The sequence below is a fragment of the Nonomuraea candida genome (genome assembly GCF_000725485.1).
In the GTDB taxonomy this organism is placed as follows: Bacteria; Actinomycetota; Actinomycetes; order Streptosporangiales; family Streptosporangiaceae; genus Nonomuraea; species Nonomuraea candida.
The window spans coordinates 66,914-78,953 of sequence record NZ_JOAG01000005.1 but is presented as its reverse complement, the minus strand read 5'-3'; the positions used below and the strand labels follow the sequence as shown (position 1 = coordinate 78,953).

Here is a 12,040-nt window from a genome sequence, read left to right as displayed (position 1 = left end):
CGGCGGGTCAGCACTCGATCACGTTGACGGCCAGGCCGCCGCGTGAGGTCTCCTTGTACTTGTCCAGCATGTCCCGGCCGGTGTCCCGCATCGTCTTGATCGCCTTGTCCAACTATATGGTGCGCACTGAACCAGGAGAAGGCTTCTAGCAAGCTGGGGCACAGTGCAGGGGCATAAATTAGATCGTTAGACGGTCGATCAAGGCCATTCCCAGCCAATTAGCGCCTGTAGCGCCGCACCGACCCGATTTCCGGGCATCTCTTGACGGCGCACTACTCCCCGTTCAGGCTCGCAAGTGCAAGTTGGAGCACACTCGGAGCAGCGGAGGGCACCATGGCGCTACGGTTCATCGGCATCGACCCGAACACGGACGGGAACAACTGCCCATCTGTCTGGGTGGACGAGTCGGACGGCAGCATCGTCATACAAGGGTGGGAAGTCACCGGACAGGAAGATCTAGCCCAAGTCGCCGCCCGTAGCCCGATCCCTGACAATGAAAAGGTCGTCCGCGTCCCCGGACGCATGGCCAAGCTCCTGATGGAGGCGTGTGGTGGAGCCGCTCATGACCTTTGAGGAGATGCTGGGCACCGCCCAGCATTCAGCGGTTCACCTGGAGATGCGGGACGCTTACGTGCCCGATGACCCATCGTTCATCGCGTGGCAGGGTGGGCCGCCGTATGACCGCACACAGCGGGAGCGGGACTGGCATCAGCTCATCGGAGACGCACGCGGCAGAGGTGTGCTGATCCGCCGGGCCCGAATCGTGTCGGAACCAGTAACCGAGTACATCCGCTTCGAGCACTCAGTAACCGAGTCCATGAACATCAAAGCTGGGGAGTTGGTCAGGTGGCTTCCCCGGCGGCAGGCGTCGGACCTCCTGCTCCCGGGAAACGACCTGTGGGTGTTCGACGACCACTTGATCCGTTTCGGACTCTTCGCGGGAGACGGTCGGTACCTCGGCGAGGAGTTGGTTCGCGACCCCGACGTGATCAGGCGATGCCTGGCCGCCTTTGAGGCGGTCTGGGCTCGTGCCATTGATCACGCGGAGTACCGGCTCGTCTGATTGCTCACATGCGCACCTCGCCATCTTCAAGCGCCCAGCAGGCACGTCAGGGCATAGCTCAACGGCTACGCGAGATCCGCCTAGATGCCGGGCTCACAGCCCGAGCTGTCGCACAGGTGGCGGGGTGGCATGAGTCGAAGGCATCGAAGATCGAGCACGGTCGAACGATCCCCTCAGAGTCGGACATCCGCGCCTGGTGTACCGCCTGCCGAGCGGAGGGCCAGATTCCGGAATTAGTCGCAGCTTCGCGGGCCGCCGACTTGATGTACGTCGAATGGAAGAGGCTTCAGAAGACGGGCCTGCGGCAGCTCCAACTCGCCAAGATCAAGATGTATGAGCAGGTGAGGCACTTCCGTGTCTACTGCTCCAACGTCATTCCTGGGCTCTTCCAGACTGCTGCCTATGCTGAGGCGCTGCTGTCGTCAATCGCAGCGTTTCGAGAAGCTCCTAACGACGTAACAGGGGCCGTTGCTGCGCGTGTGGAACGGGCGCGGTTCCTGCATGAGGGGAATCACCGCTTCGCGGTCTTGGTCGAGGAATGGGTGCTGCGCAGTCGCATCGGGGATGCGGAAGTCATGGCTGGACAACTTGGACATCTGCTAGCGATCATGTCTTTGCCGTCCGTGTCTTTGGGGATCATCCCGCAGAGTGCGGAACGTCGCATGTGGCCAGTGGAGACGTTCAACATCTTTGACGACACACTGGTACAAATAGAGCTCCTGACGGCGGAGATCAACGTTACTCAGCCATCGGAGATCGCCCAATACGCCCGAGGCTTCAGTCATATGGCTGAGCTGGCGGTCTACGGTACGGCGGCCCGGCAGCTCATCGCTGCTGCCATAGCCGATGTTAGTTAATTGGAGCAAGTTCAAGCACACTCGTTGAGCCCGTGAATCGCGCGCTTCTACCGTCGAGGCATGGCGATCACACAACCAACAGGATCGGGTGGTGTTCTGCTCTGTCGGCCCGTCACCGAGCTGAAGGCGATGGAGCAGAACGAGGCCCTTGATCGCGTCCTGGCGCATCTGACGGCCACGGGCGTTCACGCGCAACTGATTAAGCAGCAGGTTCCCACCCGCTGCGCGGTCCTGCTCCACGCCAGCGGTGAGCGTCTGTGGCATCCCCCGGAACTGACGATTTACGCGGACGGCGGCTGGACGGTCGCCGTCGTGACCATCGGGGAGCGCTCCGGCAGTTACCTGGTCGAGCTGCCTCGTGTCGGCCCCGGCAACAAGCCGTGCGGCAAGCGGATCGAGGTCGTGCCCGCGGACCGGCCCCACAGGGTCGCCGTCCTGGTCGCGGACAACGCGGGGGTGGCCGCGTGAGCGCCCGGAAGGTGGTCGCGCTGCTTCCCCCGATCGTGTGGGTGGTCCGGTCCGCCGACAAAACCGAGTACGGGATGCTGGGCAGCATCAAGGCATTCTCGATGCACAACCAGGGCGTTCGCTGGCGTCTCGACCCCCGACTGCCCGACCACAAGGGCCTGCCCTATCCATCCCGGGAGTTCCGGGAGGCAGCGGACGCGAAGGCGTGGGCGGAGGTGCTGCGCAAGGAATGGATAGACGCGCTGCAAACGGCCTACACGGGGCAGCTCAGCCGGGCGTCATAGACGCCCCCGGCTGCGGAGACGGTCTGATCGCCACCCTCGCAGCCGGGGTGCCAGAGCCCCCGGCCAGACAGGCAGACGAACCCTGCCGTGTTTCCTGCCTGAGGGGCCGCGTATCCCCGCGCGCGATGGCCCGCCCTCTGGCCGGGGTTTTGTTTCTTAGTTAGTTCAGTGTCGCTGGTGCGAGAGCTGCGAGGCAGCTACGTGGAGTGCAGCCGGCCGTGACGGAAGGTGCGGATTCGTGGGAGCCGAGATGACCGTGCGGCTTCAACCGCCGGCGTCTTGCCGGACATAGGTCCTCTGGTGTTCCTGGCCGCGCTCATCGTGCAGTCGTTCATCGACGACTGGCGCGACGGCTGGCGTCTGTGGAAGGGCGCGGAACGCCCCTGAGACAGCCCCGGCTGAGGTGTCCCGCTGGTTCTCCCTCAGCCGGGGTGTAGACGCCCCGGGGGCTTCCCCTCGGGGCCGGGGTTCCTGGCCGTCACGTCGAGAAGCGGCGGTGCGGCCAGGGCTCCACCAACTCCCGATGAAAGTAAGGAGAGCGCCCATGCCCGAGATCCTCACGTCTCTGGAGGAGACCGAGGCCGACGCCACCGAGGCGACAGAAGAGGAGAACGACCACTAGAACAGGCGAGACGCCTACCCTTACTCACACGCCCCGCCTGGCTTCATCATTCGCCGCCAGGCGGGGTTCTCGCGTCCGGCCGGGGGCCGCGTACGTCTGCGATTTCACGTACAAGGCTGACGTACAGACGAGACTGGCCCCCCGGCCGTGAGGCCGGGGGGCCGCGTTGTGCTCGGTGACTAAGCCGCCACCTCGGGAGCCTGGAACAGCGCCTCAGGCGTGCTCTTGGCCCGGCTCCTCCGGGGAGCCTTGGCCTTGGCCACGGCGGCTGCCTCAGGAGCGTTGGCGGCAGCCTGCTTGGCCATCATGCCCATGAGGATCTCCTGAAGCATCTCCGCCCCCGCAGGGGAGGACAGGAACGCCCTCACGGCGTCCTCCGAGACTGCAGGCTCCTCGCTGACCTCCTCAACCGTCTCCGGCTCAGGAGCCGTCTCCGGCTCAGGGGTGACGCTCTGGGCGGCGTCGATCTCGTCCCACTCCTCATCGCTCAGAAAGGGCAGGAAGGCGGGAGTCCCGGCCACCGGAACGGACTCCTCCTCTGGAGCCGTCTCCTCCGTGGTCGCCGACTCGGCAGGCTCCTCCGTAACAATCTCCGGGGTCACCGCAGAGTGGAGTTCGTTCGTTTCCTCGGCGGGCGCGGAGTCAACGTAGATGTAGCGCATGCTCGGACGGCCCCCGGTGCCCTTGGCACTGTGCCCCTTCACGACCTCGATCGTGTCGAGCTGGGCCACGATCTCCCGTAGATCGGCCGCCTTGATGTTGAGCGCCCGATAGATCTCGGTGGCCGTTCGGCCAGCGTCCCCAGCCTCCCGCACGAAGTTCTCCACCTTCACGGTCAAGCTTGCCTCTTCCGAAGCCTCAGCCTCCGGCAGCACGTAGGCGATGGTTTCGATGGAGTAGCAGACCAGGGCCAGGGCGGCGTCAAAGTCGCGCTCGCTGATCTCGTCTCGCCGCTCTGACAGGGCGAACAGCCCGGCCAGCCGGATCATGTAGGCCATGGCCCGTTCGGCGTACTGGCTCATGGCCTCAGTCGAGATCATGGCTTCCACGATCGGCCGGTGCTTGGCCTCGAACACACGGGCCACGTGCCCCGGCACGGTCACGGTGTCTACCTGGCGGGCGTAGTCGCCCGCCTGCCGCAGGGCACGTGCGGCTTGCCGGATGGCCTCGTGGGCGTCGGAGGACTCGAACACGGGCAGGGTCTTGGACTGCTGCACCCACACGGGCAGGAGACGGTTCCAGGTCCCTCCGGTGGCGTCCTTGCCACCCGCGACCGCTGCCCAGTTTCGGGGCTGTACGTGCATGATCAGCCCCAGGTGGGGCCGCCTCACGCGAAGGTCATCCACCTTGGTCTTGTGTGCGATGGTCTGGGCGTCGAACGCCTTACGGAGGTAGACGCCCACCTTGGCATCCCGGCGCGCGTTGGACAGCAGCGCGTCCCCCTCCTCCTCGATGAACCACACCGGGTTGGCCAGGGTGCCCTCTGCCCGGTCGGCCAGCTCCGTGATGAACCCCAGACCGGTGGCCGGAAGCCCCTCCACTACGTTCTCCTCCCCGAAGGTGGCGAACGCGGACTCGATCACGCGGCGGGCGATGCCGGTAGCGGTGCCCTTCCTGCCGACACCGCTACGGCCGACCAGGACGCCCCACAGCGCCAGCGGGGAGGAACCCTTGCCCGTCTCCACGGTCGGCCCGTAGCCGATGTAGGCGCTGTAGGCCGACATGAGGGACACCATGACGCCGACCTTGGATCCTTCGGTGTAGGGGTCGAGTGCATCGGTGATGCGGCCAAAGAGCCCGTGGAACGCCTCGTTGGAGATGACAGGAGCGTTGCTCTGCATGGCTTGGTAGCCTCTCTCTGCTGGCCCTGAAGCGCGTGACTTGGCGGTTGTGACGCTTCAGGGCTGGTCTATGTCTGACGCTGGTTCTCCGTCCCGAGTTTGTTTGTTAACTCGGTTGAATTAGAGCCAGCGCCGAGAAAGCTAGCCATTCGGGTTTTGTCTGTCAATACAAAACTACGAATCTCCTGCAAAATCGGTGTTTGTTAGTTCGCTGCCCACACCCGGGGGGTATGCACTTTTGTTGAGGCCATGGACCCCACCAGGGGGAACCTTCCTCCGACCAGGTACGGGTCTGGAAATTTTCAAAATAAGGCGTCATGTGTACGCCTGCCTGCAGCATCACTCACCCGCAAGGGTGAGAGAACTTACTAAACTCGCGGGTCTATAACAAAGAAACCCCCGAGCCGGTGAGGGCTCGGGATATCGAAAACCAACTTACGCGGTCCACTTAACGGCGGCCTTCGTAAGGCCCTCGGAATCCTGGACGGCAACGTTCGGCGCGGTGGGCTGCTTGCCGCCGGGGAAGGACAGCACCCGTGCGCCGTACAGGTGCAGGGCGTCAATCTGATCGCGCCGGAACTTTTCCACCGGCTGTGAGCGGAAGCTCGTGAACTGACTGGCGAAGGTCGTGTAGGCCCGATGTCCAGCCAGGATGTCTACACCGGTCGGCATGGCCGTGGTGGACACCACCGTGAACCCGGCCAGGCGGGCGACCACGCCGTTCGCGGTCGCGCCGGGCTCGCCCAGGGCGGCTGCGTTGGCCACGTCGGGGGCGCGCAGCAGGTAGCGCTTGGCCTTGGGCGAGACGACCACGTACCGGTCTGCGGGCACCTTGCCCGTATCCAGCTTCTCCATCATGTCGAAGATGGCTTCCAGCAGGGCCTCACCCTTGGCGACGTTGTCGGACAGGCTGCTCACGTCCACCTGAGGCAGGGCCGTGGCTGAGGCCGCGATGGTCGTACCAACAAACGTGTCAGTGGAGGCGGCAAGGGCGCGGATCGACTCCAGGGAGGCGGGGGCGGCCAGCGCGCCGGCCACTTGGACGCGCTCGATGTCGCGGACGTAGAACGCCACGTAATCGGCTTCGGAGATGTCGAGGTATTGCTCAACGGTCTCAAGGTCCTCGATCGTCATCCCGGCCACGTCGTTGTACTTGCCGACGTTGGGCCGGATGAGGCCGTTGATGACCATGCGGTCGCCCTGCGCGGAGATGTCGCCCTCATAGTCGTGGTTCACCACGAGGGGCGAGGCCCACACCAGGAGCGGATCGAACTGCAGGAGCAGATGGTCACTCCACTCCGTGGGCACAAAAGTATGAGTCCCCGCATGCGCGTACGGGGGGATGGGGGTAATCGCCAAGTAACTAACAAACCTTTCGTAGAGGGTTTACCGGCGTGCCCGTGCGTCCAAGGGTACGGACTTGGGGCCTGCGGGCGGTTGGCTGCCTTGAGGGCCGACACCCACGTTCTGAGGAAACTTGGGCTGCCTCTGGGCCGGTGTGAACGAATTAACAAAGTCAGCGATGGCAGCCGAGTCAACCTGCCCGGCCGCGTCGAGGAACGACGACACGTCGAGTCGGCCGATGGCCTCGGGCCCAAGCTCCAGGCCGTGGTTCTTGGCCGCGTGTTCAAGCTGGATCACGGCAAGCTGGTGCATGTGCTCGGCCTGCATGTCGGCGATGGCTTGTTCCAGTTCGGCGTTCTTAGCGGTCGCGGCCTCCAATTCGGCGCTGACAGCCTTCCAGCGCGCCTCATTAGTCCGGCTTAGGCTCTTCCACTTGTCAGCGTCAGAACCCGCCTGAGGGCTTTCCGTGGCCACTTCGGCCACCTGATCCATTTCGGTGGTGGCCTTGGCGGTGGAGTTCAGCGAGTCATCCATTTCGGTGCTCCCTTGATTGGTCAATACGGTTGCGTGTCGTGGGATTATCTACCAAGTGCGCATGCGCAGTTCGTCATGATCAGGCGTGGCATGCCAGGCGTAGGTAAGGGACCTCGGGTTGTCCAGGTCGCCGTCCACGGACACGATGCGAATGGCTGGGTCCAAGTCGCCGTCACGCCAGGCTTTCATGATCTCCTGGGCGCTCATGTCCTCAAGGTGGGCATGGGTGATCATTGGGGTTCTCCAAGGTGGTGCGTTCATGGGCATGAAGAAGGCCCTCGGCACGAGGTCACCGAGGGCCTTCACATCCTTGAGAAGAGAAGCTCTCTCAGGCATAGGTAGCTAGAGGGGTCGGAAATTTAATGTTGCGAGATTCCCCTGTAACGATCGTGTATCGCTCTAGATCTTCGCACTCATCTCCGCAGTACGGCAGGTGGCGATCGTCGTTCACTCCTCCGCCGCACTCCACACACAAGCCCTTGCGGCGGCGGTACCGCTCCTGGCCCTGCCTGCGGTCACGTAACCGCTTGGCGGCCTGACGGCACTCGACAGAACAGTAAGAGCGCCAGGCACCACGGCGGCCCGTACCTGGCTTCCTTGTCTCTCTGCACAGCTTGTCGCAATGGCCGCACTTGAACACCTGTGTTAGGTAACCACCTTGATGATGCCATGACATATATTTCCTCTTGATGAAGTCTCCACGCGGAGCACGCCCTTGTTGCTGCGGTGCAACGAGAGCAAGGCAAAACACTTGATTCTCCTGGTGCAGCACATGCCTCGGCTCGCAGCCGAGGGTCTCCTTACCATGGATCCCTTCGACATAACTGACAACGTGTCAGTCATCGAGTCCTGGGCTCTGCCCTTGCCGAGGCCAATGAGTGCGTTGAACTCACTCATCAAATCCTCGTGGCCACTAACGAATCACCCTCGATTCGTTGAGCGGGCTCCGCTGGACAGTCCTGCAGCCTGCGGAAGTGGATCAAACACGTACGATGTCAATGTAGGGACCCGGCCTTATCGCCGGGGATGCGTTCCATGGCTTCGCCGCCGCATGCCCAAGCCTCGCGCTTGGGCTTTTCTGTATTCTTCCTACCCCTAGGGCTCTAACTAGCCCTAGGGCTAAGCCTCATACTGCAACTACTACTTGTGCCCCGTAGGCGGGGCACCTAGGCCGGTTGTGGGTCACATTCCCCATAGGGCACGTACCCACACCGTGGCCCCCGCGTACCGTGGCAGTCGCGGCAATCCTCCGGCCGTCGCGCGAATGGATCGTCCTGTGTAGTCAGCCTTGTGGTTCGTGGAGCTGTCGGCTTTGCGCTCCTTTTCCCATCATGGCTCTCGGCTGTCTTAAGGTCTGAAACGGTGACCACTGCTGGTTTGAGGTGTTCGATCAGCTCACCAAAGCCGTTCTCTCTAACTTGTGATAGTGGCTCAACGAGCCGGGCGGGCACCGAGAGTCTAAGGACCTTAACCCTATTCCTGACTCCCTCCTGTGTGAGAAATCCGAGTGTTAGCAAATGGTCTAGCTGGCGGCCCATGTCGTGGCCGTTGCCCTGGTATCCCGCCATTCGGGCGTAGTAGCGAATTCCATAGACGGCCTTCCCGGTCCTTCCATTGATGGACAATGCTACGGCGGTTGCTAATTGCATGGCTGCCTGGCTGTATTCGTCCCGATCTCCCAGAAGACCGTCCTTGCGGTTGCCGAATTCTCGTTGAACCATTCGGAGCCATTGCAGTATGGATGAACTGTCGGGCGCGAGTATCCGTCGTGGTTCGACCGTGTTTGCTTGAGCCACTTGCTGTCGTCTTTCTCGTAGTTGATGAGGTCTGAGTGGGAGGTAGGCCCTATCGTAAGGGCCTACCTGTGGGCGCAATAAGTTAGTTTTCACTATGGAATCGGCCGATATGTACGAAAACTCGCACTGCCTCAGGCCCGGGCTCGTTAGAGATTCCTGGCCGGTCGAGTATGTAAGTCAGCATTTTGAATGCGGTCAGGGAATCCTCGATGCCGCCACTAGCTAGCTTGTATGCCTGCGTAATATCGCCGAGTAGTAGATCTATCTGTGGAGATTTGGCTTGTCCTTTCGGAACGTTGACGCGAATCTTGACCTCATGGTCCCGAAGGAACTTCCCGCGCTCTGAGTCGCTCCAGGATAGGTATGCCTCTCTCAGAGTTTCTCCGGTTGGAAGATATACAACCTGAGATTCGCGAGACGGCAGCGAAGCTATCTCCTCTCGGCGTGATTCGCGCTCTTCGAGTCGCTTGAGGGTCATCTGTGCTGCGATAGAGCCAGGCTTTACCTTCGCGAGGTTCCCGGCCAGGTTCGCGATTTCCTCGTCCAGGATCGCCAACTCCTCAGAGTAATCCTCCCCAGGAACTACTTCGCGTTCCATGCGTGGCTGATCTCCGAACGCGCTGAGCAAGACGTTCCAGAGATGGGTCTCCAGTACGGGCGCGCTCGCCATGCTGTTGTCACAGCGACCCTTGGCGTTGTTGTACGAGGAGCAGCGGTAGTACGGCCTGGGGCCGGATTGGAAGTGATGCATCTTGCGCTGGCAGACCGCACAGAAGGCGACATCGTGAAGCATCGACGTGCCTTGTCTGGTCTGAAGTTTCTTGCGTGACATGCGGTCTAGGGCTTCCTGCAGCTCTGTCCACTCTGCCCGGCTGATGAGCGGCTCGGCTTTCACGAGCGGAAGGCTGGTGTTCTCATCCCGCAGGGTGCCATTGTCTGCCGTCTGATATTCGCCTAAGAGGGCGCGTGAGCGAAGGAGCTGAATCAGGCTCGCAGGATGCCAGCGCGAACCTTTGGGCTCTTTCCCCTGGCGTACTCGGTGAGCGTCAGCGGAGGTCAACACCGTACGGCGGTTCAGGTCCTCGACGATTTTGGAGACGGACTCCTCTCCGAGGATGACTCGACCAACGACTTCCCGAAGGACGGCGGACGTGTCCGGATCGATCTCCAAGTACCATCCCAGGACGCCGTTCCGGGTTTCCTTGACGGGCCGGTAGCCGTACGGGGCGACTCCGCCTCTCCATCGGCCTTGCTGGATCGCCGTCTGCTGGCCGTCCAGCGTGCGCCCGCGAATGGAGTCCCACTCGAACTCAGCCACCACGGCAAGGATCTTGGCGGCCATGGTTCCCGCAGGGGTGGTGAGGTCGAACCCCTCCTCAATGAACACCAGAGCGATGGAGTGTTCCTTGCTCCACCGGATGAGCCGGAAGAAGTCTTCCGCGTTGCGGCAGATGCGGTCGAGCTTCGCGGCGCACAGAACATCAAATTTCTCCGGGTGGGCCATCCAGTCGCCCAGATCAGGACGCTCCCAAGGGGAGACGGTCTTGCCGGATACATCCCGGTCCACGGCTACATGAATAAGGTCTCCGTCGTGGATGTCCGTCCATCCCGTGATCTTCCGTCGCTGGGTCTCGGGGGATGTGCTGGTGTCGCGTTCCCTTGACTCCCGCACAGCCCCGAGCACCCGCTTGCGATGCCCCGTCGCGAGGACATCGTTCCTCGCTACGAGGCTGCTCTGCGCCTTGCCCATTTCTCCCCTTACTTGGCGGTGCGTCCACCAAGTATGGGGATGATCAGCACTCGATGATGTTGACGCCCAGCTTGGCGTCGCCCTCGATCACGTTGACGGCCAGGCCGCCCCGGCTGGTCTCCTTGTACTTGGTGGACATGTCGCGTCCGGTAGTGCGAACCGTTCGGATCGCCTTGTCCAGCGAGACGAAGTGACGCCCGTCGCCGTGCAGCGCCATCCGGGCCGCCGTGATGGCCTTGGCGGAGGCCAGCGCGTTGCGCTCGATGCACGGGATCTGCACCAGGCCGCCGATCGGGTCGCAGGTCAGGCCCAGGTTGTGCTCGATGCCGATCTCGGCGGCGTTCTCCACCTGCTCGGGCGTGCCGCCGAGCACCTCGGTGAGCCCGGCCGAGGCCATCGAGCAGGCCGAGCCCACCTCGCCCTGGCAGCCCACCTCCGCGCCGGAGATCGAGGCGTTCTCCTTGAACAGCACGCCGATCGCGCCGGCCGTCAGGAGGAAGCGGACCACGCCCTCGTCGTCGGCGTGCGGCACGAAGCGGTGGTAGTAGGTCAGCACGGCCGGGATGATGCCGGCGGCGCCGTTGGTGGGGGCGGTGACGATGCGGCCGCCGGCGGCGTTCTCCTCGTTGACCGCCAGCGCGAACAGCATCACCCAGTCCATGGCCTGCAGCGGGTCCTTCTCGGCCGGCTCGGAGCGCAGGCGGCGGTGGAGCTGGTTGGCGCGGCGCTTGACCTTCAGCCCGCCGGGCAGGACGCCCTCCTTGGAGATGCCGCGGCGCACGCACTCGGACATGACCTGCCACAGGTTGAGCAGGCCCGCGCGGATCTCCTCCTCGCTACGGCCGAACGCCCGCTCGTTCTGCAGCATGAGCGCGGAGATCGACAGCCCGGTGTTCGAGCAGTGCTTGAGCAGCTCCTCGCCGGTGGTGAACGGGTAGGGCAGCACGGTGTCGTCGGGTTTGATGCGGTCGGCGCCGGTGGCCTTCTCGTCCACCACGAAGCCGCCGCCGACCGAGAAGTAGACCTTCTCCCGCAGCCGCTCGCCGGAGGCGTCGTAGGCGGTGAAGCGCATGCCGTTGGGGTGCTCGGGCAGGGAGATCTTGCGTTCGAAGACGAGGTGCTCGCCCACCACGAAGGGGATCTCGTGGGTGCCGTAGAGCTTGACCGTGCCGGACTCGCGCATCGCGGCGACACGGGCGTCGACGGTGTCCACGTCCACCAGCTCGGGCTTCTCGCCGGACAGGCCGAGCAGGACCGCCTTGTCGCTGCCGTGGCCCTTGCCGGTCAGGCCGAGCGAGCCGTACAGGATGGCCTCGACGCGCGCCACCCGCTCCAGCAGGCCGTCCTGGTGCAGGCCGCGCACGAACTTGTGCGCGGCGGCCATCGGGCCGCCGGTGTGCGAGCTCGACGGGCCGATGCCGATCTTGAAGAGGTCGAAGACGCTGATCGCCATTGATGTGCGCCCTTCATGGGAGGCCGGG

11 protein-coding genes are annotated in these 12,040 nt (G+C 63.3%); 5 read left to right on the top strand and 6 right to left on the bottom strand.

Going from position 1 to position 12,040, the window contains the following annotated elements:
* The first annotated feature begins 333 nt into the window (after positions 1 to 333).
* From IO39_RS52235 to IO39_RS03980, 5 genes are read left to right on the top strand one after another with little or no spacing between them, the layout of a single operon-like run.
* Positions 334 to 573, top strand: coding sequence for a hypothetical protein (locus tag IO39_RS52235; RefSeq protein WP_084772229.1), 240 nt, complete (start codon positions 334 to 336; stop codon positions 571 to 573).
* Complete coding sequence (locus IO39_RS03995; RefSeq protein WP_043616717.1) at positions 563 to 1,063, top strand: DUF6879 family protein; 501 nt, start codon at positions 563 to 565, stop codon at positions 1,061 to 1,063. Before IO39_RS52235 ends, IO39_RS03995 begins: the two co-directional genes overlap by 11 nt.
* Positions 1,064 to 1,071: 8 nt before the next feature.
* A complete protein-coding gene (locus tag IO39_RS03990) occupies positions 1,072 to 1,920 on the top strand; it encodes a helix-turn-helix domain-containing protein (RefSeq protein WP_043616090.1) in 849 nt (282 codons plus the stop codon).
* Between the two features lie 60 nt (positions 1,921 to 1,980).
* Complete coding sequence (locus IO39_RS03985; RefSeq protein WP_157547877.1) at positions 1,981 to 2,388, top strand: hypothetical protein; 408 nt, start codon at positions 1,981 to 1,983, stop codon at positions 2,386 to 2,388.
* Positions 2,385 to 2,672: a hypothetical protein gene (locus IO39_RS03980; protein ID WP_157547875.1), complete on the top strand. Its 288-nt coding sequence runs from the start codon at positions 2,385 to 2,387 to the stop codon at positions 2,670 to 2,672. The genes IO39_RS03985 and IO39_RS03980 overlap by 4 nt, the downstream gene beginning before the upstream one ends.
* A gap of 801 nt (positions 2,673 to 3,473) precedes the next feature.
* Here the strand turns inward: IO39_RS03980 and IO39_RS03975 are convergent.
* The 6 genes from IO39_RS03975 to IO39_RS03950 all read right to left on the bottom strand — a co-directional run bounded on the left by IO39_RS03975 (position 3,474) and on the right by IO39_RS03950 (position 12,012).
* On the bottom strand, positions 3,474 to 5,135 hold the full coding sequence (locus IO39_RS03975; RefSeq protein ID WP_043616083.1) for a YfjI family protein: 1,662 nt from the start codon (positions 5,133 to 5,135) through the stop codon (positions 3,474 to 3,476).
* A 435-nt stretch (positions 5,136 to 5,570) separates the two neighbouring features.
* On the bottom strand, positions 5,571 to 6,443 hold the full coding sequence (locus tag IO39_RS03970) for a phage major capsid protein (RefSeq protein ID WP_211266881.1): 873 nt from the start codon (positions 6,441 to 6,443) through the stop codon (positions 5,571 to 5,573).
* A 78-nt stretch (positions 6,444 to 6,521) separates the two neighbouring features.
* Entirely contained in the window at positions 6,522 to 7,013 is a 492-nt protein-coding gene (locus IO39_RS03965; RefSeq protein ID WP_043616079.1) for a hypothetical protein, read from the bottom strand.
* A 48-nt stretch (positions 7,014 to 7,061) separates the two neighbouring features.
* Positions 7,062 to 7,247 (bottom strand): hypothetical protein, encoded by a 186-nt coding sequence (locus tag IO39_RS03960; protein WP_043616076.1) that lies wholly within the window; start codon positions 7,245 to 7,247, stop codon positions 7,062 to 7,064.
* A gap of 1,644 nt (positions 7,248 to 8,891) precedes the next feature.
* Positions 8,892 to 10,559, bottom strand: a complete 1,668-nt coding sequence (locus IO39_RS50240) for a recombinase family protein (protein ID WP_052422425.1) — start codon at positions 10,557 to 10,559, stop codon at positions 8,892 to 8,894.
* Between the two features lie 43 nt (positions 10,560 to 10,602).
* Complete coding sequence (locus tag IO39_RS03950; protein WP_043616073.1) at positions 10,603 to 12,012, bottom strand: L-serine ammonia-lyase; 1,410 nt, start codon at positions 12,010 to 12,012, stop codon at positions 10,603 to 10,605.
* Positions 12,013 to 12,040: the final 28 nt, after the last annotated feature.